Source organism: Thermocrispum agreste DSM 44070 (genome assembly GCF_000427905.1).
GTDB classification, from domain to species: Bacteria; Actinomycetota; Actinomycetes; order Mycobacteriales; family Pseudonocardiaceae; genus Thermocrispum; species Thermocrispum agreste.
The window spans coordinates 152,193-174,321 of record NZ_KE386604.1 but is presented as its reverse complement, the minus strand read 5'-3'; the positions used below and the strand labels follow the sequence as shown (position 1 = coordinate 174,321).

Here is a 22,129-nt window from a genome sequence, read left to right as displayed (position 1 = left end):
CGACGACCGGCCCTGCCGCGACGCCCTCACCGGAATCGGCGCAGCCGCAGGCTGTTCAGCACCACCGACACCGAGCTGAACGCCATCGCGGCCCCGGCGATCATCGGGTTGAGCAGACCGGCCGCAGCCAACGGCAAAGCCGCCAGGTTGTAGCCGAACGCCCAGCCCAGGTTGCTCTTGATGACCCGGAGCGTGCGGCGGCTCAGCCGGATGGCATCGGCCGCCAGCCGCAGGTCACCCCGGACCAGGGTCAGGTCGCTGGCCTCGATGGCCACGTCCGTGCCCGTGCCCATGGCCAGGCCGAGATCGGCCTGGGCGAGCGCGGCCGCGTCGTTGACCCCGTCGCCGACCATCGCGACGACCTTGCCCTCGTCCTGCAGCCGTTTGACCACGTCGACCTTGTCCGCGGGCAGCACTTCGGCGATCACGTTGCCCGCATCGATGCCGACCTCCGCGGCCACGGCCGCCGCGGTCGTCTTGTTGTCGCCGGTCAGCAGCACCGGGGTCAGGCCGAGCTCGCGCAGCTGCCGCACCGCCTCGGCGGAGGTCGGCTTCACCGTGTCGGCCACCGCGATCAGCCCGCGGGCCGCGCCGTCCCAGCCGACCGCCACCACGGTGCGGCCTTCGGCCTCCGCCGAGCGCTGCCATGCCACGAGATCGTCGGTCAGCCGCATGGACCACTGCTCGAGCAGGGCGGGACGGCCGACCACCACCGCGTGGCCGTCGACCACGCCGTGCACGCCGAGGCCTTCGACGTTGGCGAAATCCCGCACGGCAGGCAGCTCGCCCACCTTGTTCGAGGCCGCCGAGGCGATGGCGCGGGCAATGGGGTGTTCGGAGGCGTTCTCCACCGCCCCGGCCAGCCGCAGCACCTCGTCGTCGCCGTGCCAGTCGATCACCGACAGCTCGCCGGTGGTCACGGTGCCGGTCTTGTCCAGCACCACGGTGTCGACCCGCCTCGTCGACTCCAGCACCTCCGGGCCCTTCAGCAGGATGCCCAGCTGCGCACCGCGGCCGGACCCGACCAGCAACGCCGTGGGAGTGGCCAGCCCGAGGGCGCACGGGCAGGCGATGATCAGCACGGCCACCGCCGCGGTGATCGCCGACGTCGCCGGTGATCCGCTGCCGAGCCAGAAGCCCAGCGTGCCGACGGCCAGCGCGATGACCGCGGGGACGAAGACGCCCGAGATGCGGTCGGCCAACCGCTGCACCCGGGCCTTGCCCGCCTGGGCTTGCTCGACCAGCTTGGCCAGCTGCGCCAGCTGGGTGTCGGCGCCGACCCTGGTGGCACGCACCACCAGCCGGCCGCCCGCGTTCACCGTCGCGCCGACGACCCGGGACCCTTCGCGAACATCGACCGGGACGGACTCCCCGGTCAGCATGCTCTCGTCGACCGCCGAGCTGCCCTCGATCACCACGCCGTCGGTGGCGATCTTCTCGCCCGGCCGCACCACGAACGTGTCACCGACGGCGAGCTGCTCGATCGGGACGCGGATCTCCTTGCCGTCGCGCAGCACGGCGACGTCCTTGGCGCCGAGCTCGAGCAAGGCGCGCAGGGCCGAGCCCGCGCGCCGCTTGGCCCGCAACTCGAAGTACCGGCCGAGCAGGATGAACGCAGTGACGCCCGCGGCGACCTCCAGGTACATCGCGGGGCCCGCGTCGGGCTCGACGGTGAACCGGAACGGATGCTGCATGCCGGGGACACCCGCACCGCCCCAGAACAACGCGTACAGCGACCAGCCGAACGCGGCGGCCACGCCCAGGGAGATCAGGGTGTCCATGGTCGCCGTGCCGTGCCGGGCGTTCCGCACCGCGGCCACGTGAAACGGCCAGGCGCCCCAGATCGCCACCGGGGCCGCGAGGGCGAGCGAGACCCACTGCCAGTAGGTGAACTGCAGCGGGGTGATCATCGCCATGGCGATCACCGGGACCGCCAGCACGATGCTGATCACCGCACGGTCCCGCATCGCCCGCAGCTGGGGGTCGTCGTCCCGCGCGGCCCGGCCGTCCTCCTCCGGCGTGGCCGGTGCGGGGAGCTCGGCCGAGTAGCCTGCCTGCTCGATGGTGGCGATCAGGTCCTCGGGCTGGATGGTCTCCGGGTGGCTGACCGTCGCCTTCTCGGTGGCGTAGTTGACCGTGGCCTGCACGCCGTCGAGCTTGTTGAGCTTGCGCTCGATCCGGTTGGCGCACGACGCGCAGGTCATGCCGCCGATGGACAGCTCCATGGTGCGGGTGGCCTGGTCAGCCATGGTGGTGTCCCTCCGCAGGCACCGTGAACTCCGCCGTGCGGACCGTGCCGCGGTGCTGGAAATCCAGATACAGCCGGTACGTTCCTGGGGACGGCACCTCCGCCTGGAAGCGGATCTCGGGCCCGCGTGTCTCCGGGTCGACCGGGTGGACGTGCAAGTAGGCAAGGTCGCCCTGGCGCAGCGCGACGAGGTGCCCCGATGCCCCGAGGTACTGCTGGAGATCGGTCACCGGCTTGCCGCCGCGGGTGACCGTCAGCGTCAGGTCCGAGGTCTCGCCCGGCTTCAGCTCGCCGTCCAGGCGGACTTGGTAGCCGTCGACCGTCGCCACCCGGGACGGCGCGAACGTCTCCGGCTGGAACGTGCCGGGCACAGCCAGGTCGACGCCGAGGGTCATGGCTTGGCCGTCGGTGGGACGGAAGTCGGCGAACGCGCGGTAGCTGCCCGGTTTGGTCAGCCGCAGCGGCACCGACCAGGTGCCGTCGGCGGCCATCGCCGGGTGCAGGTGCTGGAATTCGGCCGAGTCCCGCCGGACGAGGATGAGGTGCAGCTTCTTCTCGTGCTCCACCTCGAAGCGGGTGACCGGGTGGCCGTCCGGCCCCAGGATGCGGAACCGGAACCGCTCGGTGCGGTCCGCGCGCAACGTCGACGTCAGCGGCGCGAAGGTGTAGCCGTCCTGGGACGCGCTCAGCCCCGCGGGCACGCCCGCCGCGTGACCACCGCCGCCGTGCCCGTCCTCCGCATGTCCGCCATGGCCACCGTCACCGCCTTGGGCTCCGTGGCCGGGCATGCCGCCATCCTCGCCGGAGCCGCTGCCGTGCATCGCGTCGCTTGTGGTGCCCCCATCCGCGACGTCCGGCTCACTCTGCGGGCCGACCGTGGCGCCGAGCACCCAGCCGCCGCCAAGAGCCACGGCGAGAGCGGCACCGAAAGCAACGAGTTTGGCGGGAGTCTTCATGCCAGCGCGTACCCCGCCTCCTCGACCGCGGCCCGCACGTCGGCGACGTTCAGCTCCGCGTCGCTCACCACGGTCACCTTCCCGGTCTCCAGGTCCACGGACACATCGCGGACCCCGGCGATGGCGCCGATCTCCTCGGAGACCGAGCTGGCGCAATGGCCGCAGGTCATGCCGGTCACGGTGTAGGTGGTCTCGGTCATGCCACTCCTCCTCGCTCTGCTCACGGCCGACTATACCCCCTGGGGGTATCACTCCCGCGTGCGGTGCCAGTTGTTCTCGTGATCCCCACGCCGCAGCGTCGCTTGTGGTTCGTCAGGCGCGAGGCAGCGGCCGAATTGCCGACTTTCGGCTATCGTCGCGGCTACAGCGGTCGTGGGGCCGGGCACGCGGACGGCCCGCGACCAGACGGGAGGCGAGCAGGATGCCCGAGCGCACGCCGAAGGAATCCCAAGAGGCCGTCGACGACCTGGAGCGCAAGGTCTTCGGCCACACCAAGGATCAACGACGCGACCCCGAGGAAGGCGCCGAGGCGAACCGCCCCATCGACCCCTCGGAGACGACGGCGGAAGAAGGCGGCCACTCCGGTACCGAACCACCCGGCTGAGCCCAGCGAACGCGTCGGCTCCGTCGCCCGACCGTTCCGCCCGTCGAAGCACCGGACAAAGGCGCCTCGCGGCACCACGCCGGAGCGGCGTCCGAATCATCGAGCGCACCGGTCGCGGGCCCTGAGCCGGCCAGCCGAACACGTCTTCACCACATTGACGGTGCTGGTGCGCACAATGCCCTGGTGGCCGTCGACAGCACTGTCTTTCTCCGGATCATCGACGCGTTGCCCGAGGTGACGCAGACCCAAGGCGGCGACTACACCTCCTACCGCGTGCGCGGCAAGCGGTTCGGGTACTACTGGCCGCGCACTCGGACGGTCGGCCTCAAGCAGTTGCTGCACGAGCAGAAGGCGCTGGTCGCCGAGCGGCCGGACGTGTTCGAGGTGCAGTTCACCTCGGGCGCCTTCGGCTGGGTGGTGGTGTATCTGGCAGGCATCGATGCGGACGAGTTGACCGAGCTGGTCTACGAGGCATGGCGGTTGTCCGCACCGGAGGACTTGATCGACGCCCATCCGGAGCCGCCGACGCTGGCCACCGGCGACGGCTGACCGGATGGACTGACGTCGGACTGCGCCACGGCCGGCTCGCCGCTGTAGCCGTGCCGAGCAGCGTCCGAGCCTCTGCTCGCCGACAAACGTCAATGATCCCGCTCGCTGGTGGATCGACCGGCTTCCGCGCGCCGACCCGAGCCGCCGACCTCACCACGACAACGCAGGTCGACACCGAACGGCATGCACACCCGCACGGCGCAGTGATCAGCTGCCCGCATCGCCGCTGTCCGGCCCCTGCCACTGAAGTGATCAGCTGCCCGCACCGCCACCGCCCAGCCCCTGCCACTGAAGTGATCAGCTGCCCACACCGCCACCGCCCAGCCCCGCCATTGACGCGTCGACCGGAGTCACGCCTCGCCGGGGGCCGAGCCGACCGGTTACCGTCGCAGAATGGCCAAAGTGATCACGTCCATGCCCCTGCGGGTGCGCTACCACGAATGCGATGCGCAAGGCGTGGTGTTCAACGCGCACTACCTGGCGTATGCCGACATGGCCTGCATGGAGTGCATCGAAACGCTCTTCGGCTCCTACGACGAGCTGCTCGGCCTCGGTGTCGACTTCGTCGTCGCCGAGGCCAACGTGCGGTTCCGTGCGCCGTGCCACTACAAGGACCAGCTGCGCGTGGATTGCTTCGTGGACAAGCTCGGCACCACGTCCCTCATCCTGCGGTTCGACATGATGCGCGGCGACGAGCGCGTCGCCGAGGTGACCAATCGCTACGTGTGGGTCGACCCCAAGGAGCTTCGGCCGAAGAGACCCCCGGCCGAGGTTCGCGCCGTGTTCGAACCCTTCGCGCCGGGCGCATCCGGTGAACAGCCGTCGGGGCACACCGCAGCGGACGGCTGATCCACAGCCCAGTAGCCGTCGCGTCACCACGTTCCGCAGCCCGCGACCCCAACCCACGAGTCCTCCGGTCGGCCTACCCTCTGAGCTCTCGATACGCGTCTGCTGCCCCCGGGTGCAGCGGGACGCTTCCGGTGGCGATCAACGAGCGCAACTCCAAGTACTGGGTTCCCAGCGCGGACGCCGGAACCAGGCGCGGCGCCTGCTGGACCAGGGTACGGGCCACCGCCGCCGCCGTATCCGCGGAGAGCGTCCGGCTGGCCAGCAGCAAGTTCGGCACGCCGATCGTGGCCACCGGCCCAGTGTTGCCGTATGTCCCGGCCGGGATGACCACCCGGTGATACGGCGCGTCGTACGCCTCCAGCAAGGCGGGCAACACGGTGGTGAGATCGAGCAGCCGGACCGCATGCGAGCCGCTGAGCGCCGTCAACGCGGGCGTCGGCACGCCGCCGGACCACAACAGCGCGTCGATCTCTCCCCTGGCAAGCCGCTTCGTCGCCACCGACAGCTCGTTGTGGTCCACCCGCGCATTCACCCCTGCCGAGGCCAGCAACCGTTCACCGAAGATCGCTGCGCCAGATCCCGCCGCGCCCAGCGAGATCCGGCGGCCGGCAAGATCGCCGACAGAACTGATCGCGCTGTCCGCCGAGACCACCAGCTGCATGTAGTTCTCGTAGACCCGGCCGATCGCCCGCAACGGCAGCGGCTCGCCGAACGGCTCACGCCCGGCGACGGCCGCTTCGGCCACGTCGGCCAAGCTGAGGCCGAGGGTGGCGCGGCCGACATGCACCTGGGCGATGTTCTGATGCGAACCGTTCGTGTAGCCGACCGTGGCGTCGAGCGTCCTGGCCAGCAGCCGGGCGAACTCCACGTAGAACCCACCGGGCTCCCCCGCGGCGATGCGCAGGCCGGGCGGCGGCTCCGCCGACCGGGTGCACGCGCCCGCCATGCTCCCCGCGGCCACCCCCAGCGCCATGACCAGTGCTGTCCGCCGCTTCATGTGGTCACCGCCGGGAGCCGCAGCCGCACACCCAGGCCGTGCGGCTGAACGTGATACAGCTCGAACCGTCCACCCCGAGCCGTCACCAGCCGCTCGGCGATGGCCAGCCCCAGGCCCGAACCCGGCCCGCTGCTCCCCCTCCAGAACCGTTGGGTCAACCGTGGCAGGTCCTGCTCCGCCACCCCCGGGCCGTCATCGGTTATGCACACGACCACGTAGTCGTCGTGGCGTTCGCCCGACCACGTCACCGTCGCGCCGTCACCGGCGTACTTGATGGCGTTGTCCAGGACGACGTCGAACACCTGCGCAAGCTCGCTCTCGGAACACCCGACTCGCAACTCGGACAGCATGGCGCCGGCGAGCCGCACTCCTGCCTCGGATGCCGCGTCGTGCCATGCCTCGACCCGCTCGGCCAACACCGTGGCCGCATCGCACTGCGCCTGCGGCTCGTCGGAGGCGGCCAGGTCGGTGGCGGTGCTGTCCGCCGAAGCCAGCGCGAGCATCCCGTCCAGCAGGTCTTCCAGGCGTGCCAGCTCGACCTGCATCTGCCGGACGTCGTGCTCGTGCCCGCTGCCTTGCCGATCCGCGATTCCGTCCAGACGCAGCCGCAGGGCCGCCATCGGATTCCGCAGCTGGTGCGACACATCGGCGACCAGGGCGCGCTGCCGCTCGGCCGACTCGGCCAGCGCATCGGACATCCGATTGAACTTCTGCGCCAGCCCCCGCAGCTCCGGCGGCCCCGACACCACCTCGACATGCGTGTCCCCCCGGCCTTGGGTCATGCGGTGCATGCCGGCCGCCAGCTGATCGATCGGCCGCAGCACCCACCGCGCGATCCGCAGCACCAGCAACACCGCGACCACCAGCGCGAGCAGCGCACCCAGCAGGATCCCGCCCCACCAGACCCGGATGTCCGCCACCGCAGGCTCGACCGAGGTGCGCAGCACCACCGCGCCGCTCACCCGCACCCCGGTGCCGACGGCGTGGCTGACCAGCACGTCTCCGGAGGACCACGGCCGCAGATCCGCGGGCCTCGGCTGGGTTTGATTGCGCAACGCGGCTTCCGCTGCAGACACCGCGCGCGGGTCGTCGGCCGGCAACCCCTCCGCCACGACGACAGTGCGCCGAGCATCGACGATCAACACCCCGTCGCCGAATACCCGGCTGTGGGCGGCCACCTCGTCACGCAGCTGATCGGTGTTGTTCTCCGCCAACGCGGTCTGGGCCATCGCGGCGAACCGGGCCGCGTCGGCCGAGCGCGACAGGATGAACTCGTTGGTGCGGCTCTCCGCGGTGCTGAGCAACAGCGGGACGGCGAACCCCGCCACGGCGACGACCGCGAAGGCGAGCAGCACGAGGAGCAGCCTGCGGCGCATCAGTCCGCCCGCCGTCCCGTGCTACTCGCCGTCACGGTGTGCAGGCTAGGACAGCCGCCCGGCGATGTCGGTGACCAGCAGCGTCAGGAACAGCGCCGCGCACGCGGTCAGCAGGACGTTGGACAGCCACCCGGAGCGGCCTTCCTGCCCAATGCGCCGCGAGTTGAGCAGCAGCATCAGCGAAATCGCCAGGAACGGCATGAACGCCGAGCCGAGCACGCCGTAGGCCAGCGTCACCCCGAACGGCTTGTCCAGGAACAGCAGCAGCATCGGCGGGAACGTCAGCCACAGCAGGTAGGCACGGAACGGCAGGGATCGTTCGGCGGCCGCCGCCTGGTACGCCACCGGCTCGCCGCCTTCCGCCTGCTCGCCGACCGCGGCTTCGGCCATCGCGGCTTCGGCCTTCCTGCCGTGCGGCAGGCGAATGGTGCGGGTCCAGTCGGTGAACAGCAGGCTCACGCCGTTCCACACGCCCAGCAGCGAGGTCGCCGAAACCGCGAAGAAGCCGATCAGGAAGACGATGCGGGCCCACTGGCCGTACTGCTCACCCAGCTCCTCGCCCAGCACCAGCAGGCCGGTGTCGCTCTCGGTCAGCTGCTGACCGAGCAGCAAGGTCGAGCCCACGATCAGCATCGCCACGACGAAGATGCCGGTCATGATGTAGCCGACCGCGTTGTCCAGCCGCATCATGGACAGCCAGCGCGGCCCCTTCCACCCCTTGGCGAATGCCCAGTAGCCGTATGCGGCCATGGTGATGGTGCCGCCGACCCCGCCGATCAGACCGAGCACGTACACCACCGAGCCGTCCGGCAGGCGGGGCGCCAGACCGCCGAACACCTCGCCCAGGTTGGGCGAGACCAGGACGGCGATCAGGATCACCGACACGAACGCGACCAGCACCAGGGCGGTCATGACCTTCTCGAACGCCCGGTAGCGCTGCAGCCAGACCAGGATCAAGCCCACGACCCCGGCGATCATCGCCCAGTAACGCACCGACAGCCCGCCGAACAGCGCGTTCAGCGGCAACGCGGTCGCCGACATCGCGGTCGCGCCGTAGACGAAGCCCCACAGGATCATGTAGACGCCGAAGAAGACCGTGGCCCAGTAGCCGAGTCGGCGCCAGCCGTCCAGCAGGGTGGTGCCGGAGGCCACGTGCCAGCGACCGACCCCCTCACCGAGTGCCAGCTTGAGGATCGTGCCCACGATCGCCGCCCACAGCAGCATCGTGCCGTACTGGGCGCCCGCCACCATCGTCGCGACCAGGTCGCCTGCGCCGACACCGGTCGCCGCGGCCACCAGTCCCGGCCCGAGCCAGCGGAGCTTGGCCTTTCCGGTCGGCACCTCTGCGGATGCCGTCTTCGTGCTGGAGGAATCGCTGCTCATGACCTCCTGCCCTTCGTTGCGCCGGAGAATGTCGGCGAGCACGATACGGCGCAGGCCATGGGCGGACGGGCCAGCTTCACACGTTCTTAAGAACAGAATCGATAACGGACCGGGCACCGGGACGCTTCCTGCCACCGCAACATCCCCGGCCACCAACAACCGACCGAACGCACCGAGACACCCCCGCCACCACAACACCCCCGGCCACCAACAACCGACCAAGCGCACCGGTGCGCTTCACCGGTCAGTCGCCGAGCCGGAAGCCGAAACCGCGAACAGTGGTCAGCAGCCCGGGCCGGTTGATCTTGGCGCGCAGCGCCGCCAGGTGCACGTCCAGGGCGCGCGAAACCGATTTGTCGACATGGCCCCACACCTGCAGCAGGAGTTCGTCGCGGCTGACCGCGACACCCGGCCGCCGCGCCAGAGCAGCCAGGATGTCGTACTCCTTGCCGGTCAGGCGCAGTTCTGCGCCGCCGACGGTGACCCGCCGGGCCGCGAGGTCGACGCGGAGATCGCCGATTTCGGCAACCGGATCAGCGGTCTGCGCTCGCGCGCGCCGCACGACGGCATCCACCCGCGCCAACAATTCCTTGAGCCTGACCGGTTTCACCAGGTAATCGTCGGCACCGAGGTGGAGGGCACGGACCACGTCGCGCTCCGCGGACCGGGCGGTGATCACCAGCACCGGGACCGGGGAGGCGCGCCGGATGGTGCGCAGCACCTCGAAGCCGTCGCCGTCCGGCAATCCGAGGTCGAGCAGCACCAGCTCGGCATCCGGCAGCAGCACAGGTACTTCCGCCGCGACTGCGGCCCGGAAGACACCGTGTCCCCTGGCCCGGAGCGCATCCAGAATCGCACCCGCGACGCCGTCGTCGTCCTCAACCACCAATATCCGCATCGGCAGACATGATGCCGCGTGGGTGCGACTCCGCCACCCGCCGCCGGAAACCGGCCACCGCCACGATCACCAGAACGACGGCCGCGGTGAGCAGATAGGCGTTGCCGAGCAGCCACTCGCCGGCCGTCCACCCATACTCGAGGCCGTCGTTGTTCGGCACCAACCAGTGCGGCGCCAGCACGAAGATCGCCGCGACCACGACCGCAGGCAGCAGCACGCGCCACGACATGATTTCCAGCGTGGCAGCCAGCGCAGGCAACACCCACACCCAGTGATGACTCCACGAAATGGGCGAGACCATCACGCCGACGACACCGCAGATCGCGACCGCGGTCAGTTCGGAGCCCAGGCGCAGCGCGCGGCGCATGGCCACGGCGCCGATCGCGGTGACCGCGATCGCGACGAGCAGCCACAGCACGATCAACCCGCCTTCGTCGAACCCGGCCCTGGACAGCACACCGTAAATCGACTGATTGCCCGCATACTCGTTGCCGACCCGTTCTGCGGTGTCGAAGACGACGTCGGTCCAATACGAGATGGAGGCCTGTGGCGCAAGAAGGAAGCCCAGGGCCATGCACCCGACGAAAGAGCTGACCGTCGCCACGACTGCACGTGTGTCCCGTCGTAGCAGGAAATACACCAGGAACACCAAGGGCGTGAGCTTGATGGCGGCGGCGAGCCCGACAAGCACCCCGCGCGGCAACCACCGAAGGTCGACCAAACAATCGACGACGACGAGCGCAAGAAGAAGGAGATTGATCTGGCCGAATCCGAACGTGTGCCTGACCGGCTCGAATTGCAGGCACAGTGCCACCATTCCGGCGGCAACCAGCGGCCACGGACCGGTTCGCTCGGGCAATCTGCGAGCCAGCACCACCGCCGCGAGCACAAGGGCCGCGAAAGACAGAACCGTCATCACGACACCGGCGGTTTCGGCACTCACGACCGCCAGCGAGCTGAACAACACCGCGGCCAGCGGCGGATAAAGAAAAGGCAGGTTGATGTCCAACCCGCTCGTCGCGTAGACGTCCTGGCCGGTCAGCCACTGTTGTGCGCCCTGGCGGTAGACGTTCACGTCGAGGAGTTCACCGCCCCAGGAGCGCACGACGTCGTACCCGACGACACCGATCAACGCGATCGCGACCAAAGCCACCGCCGGCTCCACCCGCCAGCCGCGGCGTTGGCGCGACGCCTCCACAGAATTCCCCGTGGTGACGTACATGCCTGCGGCCCCCTGTATCCAATCGCCGCGAGGTTACCGATCACCACCGGCAACGCGCCAACCCCTTGCCGGTACTTGCCCGGCCGATATCGGGCAAGCGGTGCACAGGGCGAGGAACGCCGACGACACCGGGGCGGCAAGCGGACGGCTTTCCGACGGCATACGGTGGCATGACGATGGCTTTGACGGATCGCAAACCACGGGGAGTGCTCCGCGCCCTGCTGCGCGCGCCGATCTGGCTGTATCGCGCACACCTCGGATGGGTTTTCCGGCGGCGGCTGCTCTACCTGGTTCATCGCGGACGGCGCACCGGGGCCCGGCGCGAGGTGGTCGTCGAAGTCGTCGACTTCCGGCCCGACCTTCCCGAGGCCGTAGTCGTGGCGGCATGGGGCCCGAACCCGGATTGGTATCGCAACCTGCAAGCCGCCCCGGCCGTGGAGGTCCGCATCGGCAGGGATCGCTGGCTGAACCCGGAACACCGGCGCCTCGAGCCGGACGAAACGCTCCGCGCGCTCCGCACCTACCAGCGCAAGCATCCCCGCGCCTGGCGGCGCCTCGCGCCACTGCTCGGCTTCCCCGCCGACCCGGACGACCCGCGATGGCCGGAAGTGGCCGCCACCGTCAAAGCGTTGGCTTTCCGTCCTCGATGACGCTTCCGGCCCTTCGCTGCGTCTGCTCAGACAGCGGCATACGAACTGTCCGGCGTAGCCCTCCGAAGACGACGGGCCGAGCTGCCCGGCTCGGCCCGTCGTCGATCGTCACGCGGAGGCGGAGGGATTTGAACCCCCGGTCGGTTTCACCCGACGGTCGCTTTCAAGGCGACTGCATTCGGCCGCTCTGCCACGCCTCCTCGATGCCCAAAGGGTAGCGACACCTCCCCCGCACGGAGCGACCGGGAAAGGTGAACGGCCTTGTCTCATCAGCACGACAGGCGCATGCTGGGTGTACGGATGGTCACGGCCCATGGCGTTCCGCGGCGAACAGCGGCGGGCCGGCCCTCCCGGGAAGGGCAGGTGGTGCAGTGTCGAATGATTCTTCGCGGTTGGCCGCCGACTGTGCCCCCTCGTTTGGAGCGGCCTGACCCGATTCCGGCGAGGACGAGAGCGGTCGTCAGACGCGGGTGTCCTCCGAATGCGCGCACATGGTCGCGTATCTCGACGGTGTTCCAGCCTGCCTCGGCCAGGTGTCCATATCGGCCAGCAGTGCTAGCCGCCGGCCCGCGGTGCGGCCAATCGCCCCAACAACCTCTCACCCTGGGCGCGGTGCCCGTTTGGACAGCGCGGGCGACCGCGCCCAGGCTTGTCCACGGCGCGGATCGACGGCGCAGCTTGGTTACGCTTCACACGGCGCAGTGAGGAGTGCGACGTGGACTTCAACGAAGGAGCCGACCTCGACGCAGGTGAGATTCGCGACCTGCGGGGTGTCACAGGAGGCATCGGGGGCCGGGTCGTCGCAGGCGGCGGCGGGCTCGGCATCGTCGGCGTGATCATCTACCTGCTGTTGTCGCAGTTCGGGGGCGGTTTCGGCAATCTCGGCGGCGGGTTCGGGCTGGACCGCGGGCTGGCTGGCCTCGGCTCCGGTCAGCAGGTCACCAACAGCGACCTGAGCTCCGAATGTCGCACCGGCGCCGACGCCAAGCGCAACCACGATTGCGCCATCGTCGCCATCGTCAACTCGATCCAGGACTACTGGAGCAACGCGTTCGCTCGCTCCGGCACGACGTATCGCCCAGCCACCACGACCTTCTTCACCGACCGCGTCGAGACCGCCTGCGGGGCGGCCGACTCCAGCATCGGCCCGTTCTACTGCCCGGCCGACGAGGGCGTGTACCTGAATCTGTCCTTCTTCGAAGACGTGCTGCAGCGCCGGTTCGGGGCCGAGGGCGGACTGTTCGCCGAGGCGTACGTGCTCGCCCACGAGTACGGGCACCACGTGCAGAACCTGCTGGGCCGCTCGTCCCGGATCAACCACAACGAGACCGGGCCGACTTCGGGCCTGGTGCGCCTGGAACTGCAGGCCGACTGCTACGCGGGAGTGTGGGCGCACAACGCCGCCACCACACCGACCGAGAGCGGCGAACCGCTGATCACCAACATCACGCAGGAAGACATCAGGCAGGCCCTCGATGCGGCGCAGCACATCGGCGACGACTACCTGCAGCGCGAGTTCGGTGGCGGCCGGGTGGACGAGTCCCAGTTCAGCCACGGCACGTCGGCGCAGCGGGAGAAATGGCTGCTCACCGGCCTGAACACGGGTGACCCGGCGGCCTGCGACACGTTCAACACCAACGACCTCGGCTGACCTGTCCATCGGCGCGGCGCGTGACACACCGGTCACCGCGAACCAGCGCCGGCTGCCCACCGTCGCCACAACCCCGCAAACAGCCCACCGCCACGCACCACAAACCACAACCCGCGCAAGCCGCCCACCGCAGCTCGCCCGCCACCACGAGCCGGCCAGCTGCCCGCCGTCATCCCACCACCACGACCCCGCGCGGCTTCTCCCAGCTCGTCACCTCACTGGAACGAAGGGCGGCCGCGCAAGGCGGCGAGAACTGGTCGACCACCTTGACGCAGCCACTGGGATTCCGGCAGGTGCCAGCGAGGCCACACACCGAGTGGCGTGCTCGCGGCCAGCCGGACAACCGCGATCCTGTTGCGCTGCCGTAGCTTCCGCGCTCAGGTGCGCGGCCCGGCTGACGTATCCCCGACAGGCCGCGGACAAAGCAACGCGGGCGGCTCCCGCTCGAGGAACCGCCCGCGTCAGAGGAGTATCGAGCTGCCTCAGCTCACCGCGGCGTGCTCGTGCGCGTGGCTGTTGGCCACCTTCGGCAGGACACGCTCGCCCGCCCGCAGCTTGGCGATGGCGGCCTTCGACTTCTTGCCACCCGGCTTGATGCCGTTGACCTTCTCGGTGCTCAGCGCGTAGTTGGCGATCGCCCACGCCATGGCGTCGCTGTTGACCTCGAGCGCCTTGCGGTCGAGGTTGCCGAGGTTGTCGCACTTGGCGTGGTAGCACGGGTCGTACGCGACACCGGCCTTGCCGCCCCACAGCTTGGCCTGCTCTTCGGTCTTGATCCCTTCGGCGCCGGTGAACAGACCACCCGACGGGATGCCGACCTCGATGAACGGACCGTAGTCGGACCGGCCGTCGAAGTCAGTGCCCTGCGTGGTGATCTTGTACTGCTTCTTGATGAAGTCGACGAAGGTCTTCTCGATGTCGGCCGAGCCGTACGGGCCTTCCGGCGCACCCACGCCGTCGGAGTCGTCGCCGTCGTAGACGAAGTAGGCCGCGTTCGGCGAGCCGATCATGTCGAAGTTCAAGTACAGCGCGATGTCGAACTGCTCGGACTCCGACAGCTGCGACACGTAGTACTCCGAGCCGACCAGACCCAGCTCCTCGGCGCTCCACCAGGCGAACCGCACCGCGTTGTTCACCTTCGGGGTGGCGCCCAGCTCCAGCGCCGTGGTCAGCAGCGCGGCCGAACCGGAGCCGTTGTCGTTGATGCCCGGGCCGTCGGGCACACCGTCCAGGTGCGCACCGGCCATCACCACGTTGTCGTGCCGACCGGTCTTGGTCTCGGCGATGATGTTCTTGGTGGTGCGCTGCTCGGTGATGCCCTGCAGGTCCAGAGTCGCTTCCTGGCCCGCGGCCGCGACCAGCTTGGCGCCGTCCTCCTGGGTCACGCCACCGGTCGGGATCGCGCCGACCTCCGGGTCGCCCAGGGTCCCGTTGAGCGCGCCGTCGACGTTGTTGTAGATGATCGCGCCGACGGCGCCCGCTTCGGCCGCGGCGGTCTGCTTCTCGGCGAAGGTGCACGCACCGCGCTGGATGACCGCGATCTTGCCCTCGACGTCCGCGCTGTAGTCGCTGACCTCACAGCCCGGCGTCTCGTCCTCCGGGATGGCGATCAGCGGCGCGGTCACCCCACCTTCCGGGCTGTTGGCGCTGTAGGCCATGCGGATGACCGGGATGTCCTCGCCGCCCACGGTCAGCGTCTCGGTCACCGTCTCGTCGTAGACGAACTCGAATTCCTGACGCGTGACGTCGAAGCCCGCGGCTTCCAGTTTCGAGGCGACGTACTCGGCGGACTTGTTGTGTCCTTCCGTCCCGGCGGCTCGATTCCCGTCGTTCTGGTCGGCGTAACGCTGGAACGCGATCAGGTGCTTCTGCACCTTGTCCGGATTGACCGCTTTGACCAGCTTCTTCGGCAGATTCTGATCCGCTTTCGGAGCGGCGCCGGCACCTGGCGCGCCGAGCACCAAAGCAGCGCCCGCCGCGACCGCGGTAACGGCGGCGAGCTTCTTTCTCACCGATGGCATAACCGAACTCCCGGTTTCGTGGAAAGGGTCCACCGTGGCGCGGGCCGCCCCGCCGGCCGCTGCGCCCCGATAGCGCCATGACCCTATGCGGATTGCCCGATACGTCAAGGTTTCACCGGCGGAATCTGGCCACTGGCTAAAAAGGGCACACAAGCATCCGCACCCTCGGTATAGAGTGTCCACTTCGGACGAACGAAATCCTGCGCCGTGAGCAGGAATCGCCGCTCGACCCGCCGTCGGCCGCGCACCACGAGCAGCCGTGTGCCGTCCGGCCGGTACCCCAGCTTCCGGCTGACCGCGGCCGAAGCCTCGTTGCCGTCCAGCGCCGACGACCGGGCCGTCTCGGCGCCCAGGTGATCGAACGCGAACATCAGCACGGCCGCCCGCATCTCGGTACCGAAGCCCTGCCCTTGACAGGCCCTGCCCAGCCACGACCCGGTGGACACTTCCCTGGTGATCGGGAAGTCCTCGGCCACCAATCCTTGCTCGCCGATGACCTTGCCGTCCAGCCGCACCAGGAAGTTCACCACGAACGACCCGCCCACGATCGATGCGCGCCGTTCCCAGTGATGCCGCACCGTGTTCGGGCCGAGCGCTTCCGGTCCGGCGTCGGTCCACGGAAACGCGAACGGCATCTCCTCCGGCGGGTGGATCCCGGCCCGGGCGACCTCGATCAGCTCGAACAACCCGTCGTCGTCGTCCGGGCGCAGTTCCAGTCTGGGCGTGCGGAGCACGAGATGACGCAACGGCCACGGGTCAGCGGTCATGGGCACATCGTGCGGTCTCCGGGCACGGGCCGCCACTGGTTATACGGTTGGCGCATGCGTGCGGTAACGATCAGCGAACCAGGCGGACCCGAAAAGCTGCAGTGGACCGAGGTGCCCGATCCGCGGCCGGGCGCGGGCGAGGTGCTGCTCGAGGTGGTGGCCTCGGCGGTCAACCGGGCCGACGTGTTGCAGCGCCAGGGTTACTACCCGCCGCCGCCCGGGGCGCCGGAGTACCCGGGACTGGAGTGTTCCGGCCGGATCGTCGAGGTCGGCGAAGGGGTCGACGGCTGGTCGGTCGGCGACGAGGTGTGCGCGTTGCTGGCGGGTGGCGGTTACGCGGAGCGCGTGGCGGTGCCCGCCGCCCAGCTGCTACCGGTCCCGGGCGGCGTCGACCTGGTCGAGGCCGCCGCGCTGCCGGAGGTCGCCTGCACGGTGTGGTCCAACGTCGTCATGGTGGCCCGGCTGCAGGCCGGTGAGCTGCTGCTGGTGCACGGCGGAGCAGGCGGTATCGGAACGCACGCGATCCAGGTCGGCAAGGCGCTCGGCGCGCGCGTCGCGATCACCGCGGGCTCCCAGGAGCGGGTGGACAGGTGCCGCGAGCTGGGCGCCGACATCGCGATCAACTACCGCGAGGACGACTTCGTCGAGGTCGTCAAGGCCGAAGGCGGCGCGAACGTCATCCTCGACGTGATGGGCGCGAAGTATCTCGACCGCAACGTCGACGCGCTGGCCACCGAGGGCCGCCTGGTGATCATCGGCATGCAGGGCGGCACGAAAGCCGAACTGAACATCGGCAAGCTGCTCAGCAAGCGCGGCTCGGTGACGGCGACCAACCTGCGCGGGCGCCCGGTGGACGACAAGGGGACCATCGTCGCCGCGGTGCGGGAGCACCTGTGGCCGCTGATCGAGGAAGGGGCCGTCCGGCCGGTCATCGGGCAGACCGTGCCGATGTCGAACGCGGCGGAGGCGCACCGCGCGCTCGAGGGCGGCCAGGTCTTCGGCAAGGTACTGCTCACCGTCGGGTGAGCCGTCTCAGGCCGACGCGATCATGACGGTGGCCGCCATCGCGGCCACCAAGCCGGCACTCTGCCCTCGGCTGAGTCGTTCGCGCAGGACGGTGACGCCCAGGATCACCGGAACCACCGGGTACAGCGACGCCACCACGACCGCGACCGTGATCAGTTCGACCCGCGTGGCGTAGAGGTAACACACCAGCGCGGCGCCGGCGAGCACTCCGGCCAGCAGGCCTCCGGCCGTCGCGCGCCGCGCTTCGCCGTCGCCGGCGATCGCGTCGATGTGCTGCGCAGGCACGATCATGCCCAGCACGAGGACCGTGACGATCGACGTGACCCGACCGGACGCCACCGCCCAGATCCCGGAGTCCGGTCCTGCCTGCGCCAGCGCCAGGTACTGCAGTGCGATCCCGACGCTGGCGACGAGCCCGTCCAGCACCGACATTCTGGCGGCGTGGGCGTCGTCGCCGTTGCCGCGCGAGATGACCCACAACGCGGGCAGCGTGATCACGATGCCCAGCCACGCGAGCGGTTCCGGCCGCTCGCCGAGCACCAGCACACCGACCAGCACCGGCAGCACGACCCCGCCGACCGCGCTGGTGGGCACCACGATGGACACCGCACCGCGCCCCATGCCGCGGAACAAGAACGTCATCCCGATGGCGGTGCCGACCCCGGACAGCCCGCCCCACGCCAGGTCGGCCAGGGCGGGAATCTCCGGCGAGACCACCGGAGCGGCCAGCCCGACCACCACGAGCGCGCCGATCTGCCCAAGCATCGCGATGCGCAGGAACGACGCCCGCCGCGACGCGACGCCACCCACGTAGTCCGACAAGCCGTAGTTGAACGCAGACCCCAGCGCCAGAAGTACGCCCACGCCCTCACCCGTCTCCGCGCGCCGCCCTCGCCACGCGTCCCGTCACCGACTCGACGTCATCGGCGATGGATCATGCCGCACACCGGCTCGCCCGCCAATGGGCCGGATCACGGCACGAGCCGCCATGCGGCGGCAGCACACGCCTGGCCCGCTCGGCGTCACGCCAGATCGCGCAGGGCCCTGATGAGCTCGTTGACCTCGAACCTGCTGGTGTAGTGGGCCAGGCCGATCCGCACCGCCCCGCCGACCTCGCCCACCCCGAGCGCGGCGAACAATCCCGTCGTGCCGTCGTCGGCGAACGCGCAGATCCCCCGCGACGCCAGGTATTGCACGACTTCCGCGGCCTTGTGGTCGACCACGGTGAAAGCCAGCGCCGGGATGCGCCGCATGGCGTCGCCGATGAGCATCACGTGGCGCATCGCCCGCAGCTCGGACGTGAGCAGGGCGAGCAGTTCGGAGGTGTGGTGCCGGGCCGCGGCGATCGACGCCAGCAGCCGCTCGCGCCGCGACCCGGCAGCCGTGTCGTCCAAACCGGCCAGGAAGTCCACCGAAGCCACCATGCCGGCCAGCAGCGCGTACGCATGGGCCCCCACCTCGAGCCGGGCCGGGCCGCGCGCGGCCTGGTCCAGCGACACCGAGTGGATGCGGTTCAGCAACCCCGGGTCCCGGAACACCAGCGCCCCCACCGCCGGGCCGCCCCACGACAGCGCGGACACCACCATGACGTCGGCGCCCGAGGCGTGAATGTCCAAAGGGACGAACGGGGCGGCGAAGGAGGCGTCGACCACCATGAGCGCACCGACTCGGCGCGCGAACTCCGCCACCGTGGCCACGTCCGGCCGGGTGCCGACCGTGCCGGAGGCGGCAGTGAGCGCGACCAGCTTGGTCCGCGGCGTCACCAGCGTCTCGTACTGCCACGCGGGCAGTTCACAGGTCTCGATGTCCACTTCGCCCCAGCGGACCACGCCGCCGACCCGCCGCGCCGCCTCCACCCACGGAATCTGGTTCGCCGGCTCGTCCAGCCGGGAGACGACCACCTCGTCGCCGAGCGTCCACACGTCACCCAGCGCGGTGGCCAGGCGCCAGAGCAGCACCGCGCTGCTGGGGCCCAGCACGACGCCTTCCGGATCCGCTCCGGTCAGGTCGGCTATCGCCCGGCGCGCCGCCGCCACGATGCTGTCGGCACGCTGGGACGCCGGGAAGACGCCACCCGGGCTGGACACCGGTGCCCGCATCGCCGTGGCGACCGCGGAGGCGACCTGTTCGGGAACCAGCATTCCCGCAGCGCCCTCGAGGTGCACCCACCCATCGCCGAGGGCCGGCATCAGGCCACGGATGCGGGCGATGTCGAATGGCATCCTCACCTCCGCAAAGTGCCCCCCGTCCCCCCACGACAACACACCGTACGGACGCTGCCAGAGGTGGGACGGTCCGGGGTGCCCTCTGCGGGCTCGATTGCCCAGGTAGCGACTACTCTCGAGAGTGGGCCATCGCGGCCGGCCCGGCCGCGTTCACCGTCGACCACACGGATGGAGCACATGTCCGAGCCGAACACCCCAGAATCCGGCACAGCAGGTAACGCCGAGCAGGAAGCGTCACACCACGTGGTGGTTGTCGGTCCCGACGGCTCTCCGGTGGGTGCCGCGAAGATCCCTGCCGAGTCGTCCGACGACGACAACGGCAACGTCGGCGAGCTGATCGAAGAGCCCGGCAAGGTGATGCGGATCGGCACGATGATCAAGCAGCTGCTGGAGGAGGTGCGGGCCGCTCCGCTGGACGACGCCAGCCGCAACCGGCTGCGCGAGATCCATGAGACCTCGATCAAGGAGCTGGAGGACGCGCTCGCCCCGGAGCTGCGGGAAGAGATGGAACGGCTGATGGCCCCGTTCACCGAGTCCACCACGCCGTCCGACGCCGAGCTGCGGGTGGCGCAGGCCCAGCTCGTCGGCTGGCTGGAGGGCCTGTTCCACGGCATCCAGACGGCGCTGTTCGCGCAGCAGATGGCGGCCAGGGTGCAGCTGGAGCAGATGCGCCGCGGGCTGCCCACCGGCGGCCACCACTCCACCGGGCACAGCTCCGGCCCCGGCGACAGCCACGGCACCGGCCAGTACCTGTGACGTCCGACTGGCGGTGACGAGCGGGCCGGCTGCGCGAGCTGGGACACCCGGCGCACAGCGGCCGAGCTCGATGCAGCCGGGCCCGCTCCACCGTGGTCGTCACCGGCTCAATGCAGCCGGGGCCCGTACCCTCCGTGGTTGTAGGCGAGCCGCGCGATGGAATGCATCGCGTCGTCGTCGTTGTGGTCGATCAGCCGCAGCTGGGATTCCACCCGCGCCGCAGCCCGGTCGCAGAACGAGTGCGCAATGAACTTCTCCTGCCCGGACGCCTCGACCCCTTGGTCCTCGAACAGCGCGCTCGTCCGGGACAGCGTCGCGACCTGGGCGTAGATGTCGGTCGCCGCGTCGGCCAGCCGTTTCTGGTGCCGCTGCCGCGATCGCACGTCCTTGCCGTACCGGCGCAACAGCGACTCCACCGCGGCGCGCAGCTTCTTGGTCTGGTCCGACACCGCGTCGGCTTGCTTGGCCAAGGCCGGGTGCACCGATTCGAGCCCGGCGGGCCGGAGCCTGCGGGTGATCTGCCCGCGCACGAACTCGGCGATGGTGCCGATGGTCCTGATCGGGTCGCTGAGGTTGATGCCGCGCAGGTCGTCGTACTCCTCGGCGACGACTTTCAGCCCGTTGAGCGCGATGAACGCGCGGAGCACGTCGTTGGCGCCTTCGAAGATCGGAAAGATCCGCGTGTCGCGCAGCGACTTGGCGATCGGCGAATCGGCCATGAACGCCGCACCGCCCAGCAGCTGGAAGACCCGGTTGACCGCGTACCAGTTGAACTCGGTGGCCGCGACCTTCGACATCGCCGACTCCAGCGAGTAGTCCGCCACCCCGGCATCGACCAGGCCGGTGGTCAGGTAGGCCAGCGACTCCAGCCCGTACAGGTAGCTGACCATCCAGGCGATCTTGTCCTCGACCAGCTCGAAGTCGGCCAACGGGACGCCGAACTGCTCGCGCTCGCTCGTGTGCTCGATCGCCTGCTCGATCAGGGCCTTCGTGCCGCCCACCACCCCGGTGCCCAGCGACATCCGGCCGTTGTTCAGCGTGGCCATGGCGATGCGGAAGCCGTCACCGGGTTCGCCGAGCACGTTCTCCTTGGGCACCCGCACGTCGGTGAACGTCAGCTTGCGCAGGTCGTTGCCGCGCAGGCCGAGGGTGTCGAAGCGGTGCGGCGCGTCGAACCCGTCCATGCCCTTCTCCAGGATCAGCGCGACGTGGCCGTTCTCGCACCGGGCGAACACGCACACCACGTCCTTGGCGCCGTTGCCGATCCAGCGCTTCTCCCCGTTCAGCACGAACGAGCCGTCCGCCTGCCGTTCCGCGTAGGACTGCACGTGGTAGGCGTCCGATCCGGCGTTCGGTTCGGTCAGCCCGAAGCCGGCCAGCTTCCGCCCGGCCGCGAGGTCCGGGAGAAACCGGGCCTTCTGCTCCTCGGTGCCGAACATGTGGATGGGCTTCATGCCGATGGACTGGTGCACGCCCATGACCACCGACAGCGTGGCGTCGATGCCGCCGAACTCCTCCATCACCCGGCAGTAGCCGGTCTGCGACAGCCCCTGCCCGCCGTACTCGGGCGAGACGTACAGCCCGAGCAGGCCACGTTCACCCAGGCCGCGGATGATGTCGTCGCCCACCCAGCGCTCCCGCTCGACCCGCCACGGGTCGTAGTGCTCGCCGAGGAATTCCCGCGCGGTGCCGATCAGCTCGTGCACCTTCTTGGCCTCCTCGCGGCTCAACTGCGGGTACGGGAACACCAGCTCGTCGAGCAGCACTCCGGAGAACATGGCTTTGGTGAACGACGAGGGGCTGGGCTGCGCCCCGCCGTCGGGCTGCGGGCGGTCGGTCATCACTTCATTGAACCGGAAGCGGCGCGATTCCGCGCGCCGAAGAACGAACGGACGACCTCCGCCCACGGTCGGCTCAAGCCGCGCGAACCTGCCGGGTACGCTCGTGCTCC

General features: G+C 69.8%; 20 protein-coding genes and 1 tRNA gene. 7 read left to right on the top strand and 14 right to left on the bottom strand.

Annotation, left to right across the window (positions count from 1 at the left end; genetic code table 11):
• Nucleotides 1-26: 26 nt before the first annotated feature.
• Genes YWY_RS0115540 through YWY_RS0115530 form a run of 3 tightly spaced genes read right to left on the bottom strand, consistent with a single transcriptional unit; the run spans nucleotide 27 to nucleotide 3,404 of the window.
• Nucleotides 27-2,249: a heavy metal translocating P-type ATPase gene (locus tag YWY_RS0115540; RefSeq protein ID WP_028848371.1), complete on the bottom strand. Its 2,223-nt coding sequence runs from the start codon at nucleotides 2,247-2,249 to the stop codon at nucleotides 27-29.
• Nucleotides 2,242-3,204 (bottom strand): hypothetical protein, encoded by a 963-nt coding sequence (locus tag YWY_RS0115535; RefSeq protein WP_028848370.1) that lies wholly within the window; start codon nucleotides 3,202-3,204, stop codon nucleotides 2,242-2,244. Before YWY_RS0115535 ends, YWY_RS0115540 begins: the two co-directional genes overlap by 8 nt.
• Nucleotides 3,201-3,404: a heavy-metal-associated domain-containing protein gene (locus YWY_RS0115530; protein WP_028848369.1), complete on the bottom strand. Its 204-nt coding sequence runs from the start codon at nucleotides 3,402-3,404 to the stop codon at nucleotides 3,201-3,203. Before YWY_RS0115530 ends, YWY_RS0115535 begins: the two co-directional genes overlap by 4 nt.
• 221 nt (nucleotides 3,405-3,625) lie before the next feature.
• On the opposite strand from YWY_RS0115530, the gene YWY_RS0115525 reads away from it, so the two are divergent.
• The 3 genes from YWY_RS0115525 to YWY_RS22300 all read left to right on the top strand — a co-directional run bounded on the left by YWY_RS0115525 (nucleotide 3,626) and on the right by YWY_RS22300 (nucleotide 5,206).
• Entirely contained in the window at nucleotides 3,626-3,808 is a 183-nt protein-coding gene (locus YWY_RS0115525) for a hypothetical protein (RefSeq protein ID WP_028848368.1), read from the top strand.
• Nucleotides 3,809-3,991: 183 nt separating this feature from the next.
• Nucleotides 3,992-4,357 (top strand): MmcQ/YjbR family DNA-binding protein, encoded by a 366-nt coding sequence (locus YWY_RS0115520; RefSeq protein WP_028848367.1) that lies wholly within the window; start codon nucleotides 3,992-3,994, stop codon nucleotides 4,355-4,357.
• Nucleotides 4,358-4,750: 393 nt separating this feature from the next.
• Nucleotides 4,751-5,206: an acyl-CoA thioesterase gene (locus tag YWY_RS22300; protein WP_051310329.1), complete on the top strand. Its 456-nt coding sequence runs from the start codon at nucleotides 4,751-4,753 to the stop codon at nucleotides 5,204-5,206.
• 73 nt (nucleotides 5,207-5,279) lie between these two features.
• On the opposite strand, the gene YWY_RS0115510 is transcribed toward YWY_RS22300, so the two are convergent.
• The 5 genes from YWY_RS0115510 to YWY_RS22295 all read right to left on the bottom strand — a co-directional run bounded on the left by YWY_RS0115510 (nucleotide 5,280) and on the right by YWY_RS22295 (nucleotide 11,082).
• Nucleotides 5,280-6,203: a TAXI family TRAP transporter solute-binding subunit gene (locus tag YWY_RS0115510; protein ID WP_028848366.1), complete on the bottom strand. Its 924-nt coding sequence runs from the start codon at nucleotides 6,201-6,203 to the stop codon at nucleotides 5,280-5,282.
• Nucleotides 6,200-7,558, bottom strand: a complete 1,359-nt coding sequence (locus tag YWY_RS0115505) for a sensor histidine kinase (protein WP_245566697.1) — start codon at nucleotides 7,556-7,558, stop codon at nucleotides 6,200-6,202. Before YWY_RS0115505 ends, YWY_RS0115510 begins: the two co-directional genes overlap by 4 nt.
• A gap of 66 nt (nucleotides 7,559-7,624) precedes the next feature.
• Complete coding sequence (locus tag YWY_RS0115500; protein ID WP_028848364.1) at nucleotides 7,625-8,962, bottom strand: Nramp family divalent metal transporter; 1,338 nt, start codon at nucleotides 8,960-8,962, stop codon at nucleotides 7,625-7,627.
• A 244-nt stretch (nucleotides 8,963-9,206) separates the two neighbouring features.
• On the bottom strand, nucleotides 9,207-9,860 hold the full coding sequence (locus YWY_RS0115495) for a response regulator transcription factor (RefSeq protein WP_028848363.1): 654 nt from the start codon (nucleotides 9,858-9,860) through the stop codon (nucleotides 9,207-9,209).
• Entirely contained in the window at nucleotides 9,841-11,082 is a 1,242-nt protein-coding gene (locus tag YWY_RS22295) for a glycosyltransferase 87 family protein (RefSeq protein ID WP_051310328.1), read from the bottom strand. Before YWY_RS22295 ends, YWY_RS0115495 begins: the two co-directional genes overlap by 20 nt.
• Nucleotides 11,083-11,258: 176 nt before the next feature.
• Between YWY_RS22295 and YWY_RS0115485 the strand changes: the two genes are divergently transcribed.
• Nucleotides 11,259-11,732 carry a nitroreductase family deazaflavin-dependent oxidoreductase gene (locus YWY_RS0115485; protein WP_211227611.1) on the top strand — a complete coding sequence of 158 codons (474 nt, stop codon included), beginning with the start codon at nucleotides 11,259-11,261 and terminating at the stop codon, nucleotides 11,730-11,732.
• A 113-nt stretch (nucleotides 11,733-11,845) separates the two neighbouring features.
• On the opposite strand, the gene YWY_RS0115480 is transcribed toward YWY_RS0115485, so the two are convergent.
• Nucleotides 11,846-11,932 (bottom strand) — tRNA-Ser (locus tag YWY_RS0115480).
• Between the two features lie 515 nt (nucleotides 11,933-12,447).
• On the opposite strand from YWY_RS0115480, the gene ypfJ reads away from it, so the two are divergent.
• A complete protein-coding gene (ypfJ, locus tag YWY_RS0115475; protein WP_028848361.1) occupies nucleotides 12,448-13,383 on the top strand; it encodes a KPN_02809 family neutral zinc metallopeptidase in 936 nt (311 codons plus the stop codon).
• Nucleotides 13,384-13,865: 482 nt separating this feature from the next.
• Here the strand turns inward: ypfJ and YWY_RS0115470 are convergent, their stop codons facing one another.
• Both YWY_RS0115470 and YWY_RS0115465 read right to left on the bottom strand, forming a co-directional pair.
• Nucleotides 13,866-15,404 carry a M28 family metallopeptidase gene (locus YWY_RS0115470; protein WP_028848360.1) on the bottom strand — a complete coding sequence of 513 codons (1,539 nt, stop codon included), beginning with the start codon at nucleotides 15,402-15,404 and terminating at the stop codon, nucleotides 13,866-13,868.
• A gap of 104 nt (nucleotides 15,405-15,508) precedes the next feature.
• Nucleotides 15,509-16,171 (bottom strand): GNAT family N-acetyltransferase, encoded by a 663-nt coding sequence (locus tag YWY_RS0115465; protein ID WP_038045438.1) that lies wholly within the window; start codon nucleotides 16,169-16,171, stop codon nucleotides 15,509-15,511.
• Nucleotides 16,172-16,225: 54 nt separating this feature from the next.
• Between YWY_RS0115465 and YWY_RS0115460 the strand changes: the two genes are divergently transcribed.
• Nucleotides 16,226-17,197: an NAD(P)H-quinone oxidoreductase gene (locus YWY_RS0115460; RefSeq protein WP_028848358.1), complete on the top strand. Its 972-nt coding sequence runs from the start codon at nucleotides 16,226-16,228 to the stop codon at nucleotides 17,195-17,197.
• Between the two features lie 6 nt (nucleotides 17,198-17,203).
• Here YWY_RS0115460 and YWY_RS0115455 read toward each other — a convergent pair whose 3' ends face one another.
• The gene (locus YWY_RS0115455) at nucleotides 17,204-18,061 is read right to left on the bottom strand and encodes an EamA family transporter (protein WP_028848357.1); all 858 of its coding nucleotides are present in this window, start codon (nucleotides 18,059-18,061) and stop codon (nucleotides 17,204-17,206) included.
• A 158-nt stretch (nucleotides 18,062-18,219) separates the two neighbouring features.
• On the bottom strand, nucleotides 18,220-19,419 hold the full coding sequence (locus tag YWY_RS0115450) for a cysteine desulfurase-like protein (protein WP_028848356.1): 1,200 nt from the start codon (nucleotides 19,417-19,419) through the stop codon (nucleotides 18,220-18,222).
• A 171-nt stretch (nucleotides 19,420-19,590) separates the two neighbouring features.
• On the opposite strand from YWY_RS0115450, the gene YWY_RS0115445 reads away from it, so the two are divergent.
• Complete coding sequence (locus tag YWY_RS0115445) at nucleotides 19,591-20,178, top strand: bacterial proteasome activator family protein (RefSeq protein ID WP_028848355.1); 588 nt, start codon at nucleotides 19,591-19,593, stop codon at nucleotides 20,176-20,178.
• 107 nt (nucleotides 20,179-20,285) lie between these two features.
• Here YWY_RS0115445 and YWY_RS22290 read toward each other — a convergent pair whose 3' ends face one another.
• Nucleotides 20,286-22,019, bottom strand: coding sequence for an acyl-CoA dehydrogenase family protein (locus YWY_RS22290; RefSeq protein WP_051310326.1), 1,734 nt, complete (start codon nucleotides 22,017-22,019; stop codon nucleotides 20,286-20,288).
• Nucleotides 22,020-22,129 lie beyond the last annotated feature (110 nt).

Bases quoted from the DNA above. Each gene is read 5' to 3' on its own strand.
- YWY_RS0115540 (WP_028848371.1), bottom strand. From the start codon at position 2,249: ATGGCTGACCAGGCCACCCGCACCATGGAGCTGTCCATCGGCGGCATG.
- YWY_RS0115535 (WP_028848370.1), bottom strand. From the start codon at position 3,204: ATGAAGACTCCCGCCAAACTCGTTGCTTTCGGTGCCGCTCTCGCCGTG.
- YWY_RS0115530 (WP_028848369.1), bottom strand. From the start codon at position 3,404: ATGACCGAGACCACCTACACCGTGACCGGCATGACCTGCGGCCATTGC.
- YWY_RS0115525 (WP_028848368.1), top strand. From the start codon at position 3,626: ATGCCCGAGCGCACGCCGAAGGAATCCCAAGAGGCCGTCGACGACCTG.
- YWY_RS22300 (WP_051310329.1), top strand. From the start codon at position 4,751: ATGGCCAAAGTGATCACGTCCATGCCCCTGCGGGTGCGCTACCACGAA.
- YWY_RS0115510 (WP_028848366.1), bottom strand. From the start codon at position 6,203: ATGAAGCGGCGGACAGCACTGGTCATGGCGCTGGGGGTGGCCGCGGGG.
- YWY_RS0115500 (WP_028848364.1), bottom strand. From the start codon at position 8,962: ATGAGCAGCGATTCCTCCAGCACGAAGACGGCATCCGCAGAGGTGCCG.
- YWY_RS0115495 (WP_028848363.1), bottom strand. From the start codon at position 9,860: ATGCGGATATTGGTGGTTGAGGACGACGACGGCGTCGCGGGTGCGATT.
- YWY_RS22295 (WP_051310328.1), bottom strand. From the start codon at position 11,082: ATGTACGTCACCACGGGGAATTCTGTGGAGGCGTCGCGCCAACGCCGC.
- YWY_RS0115485 (WP_211227611.1), top strand. From the start codon at position 11,259: ATGGCTTTGACGGATCGCAAACCACGGGGAGTGCTCCGCGCCCTGCTG.
- YWY_RS0115470 (WP_028848360.1), bottom strand. From the start codon at position 15,404: ATGCCATCGGTGAGAAAGAAGCTCGCCGCCGTTACCGCGGTCGCGGCG.
- YWY_RS0115465 (WP_038045438.1), bottom strand. From the start codon at position 16,171: ATGACCGCTGACCCGTGGCCGTTGCGTCATCTCGTGCTCCGCACGCCC.
- YWY_RS0115460 (WP_028848358.1), top strand. From the start codon at position 16,226: ATGCGTGCGGTAACGATCAGCGAACCAGGCGGACCCGAAAAGCTGCAG.
- YWY_RS0115450 (WP_028848356.1), bottom strand. From the start codon at position 19,419: ATGCCATTCGACATCGCCCGCATCCGTGGCCTGATGCCGGCCCTCGGC.
- YWY_RS0115445 (WP_028848355.1), top strand. From the start codon at position 19,591: ATGGAGCACATGTCCGAGCCGAACACCCCAGAATCCGGCACAGCAGGT.
- YWY_RS22290 (WP_051310326.1), bottom strand. From the start codon at position 22,019: ATGACCGACCGCCCGCAGCCCGACGGCGGGGCGCAGCCCAGCCCCTCG.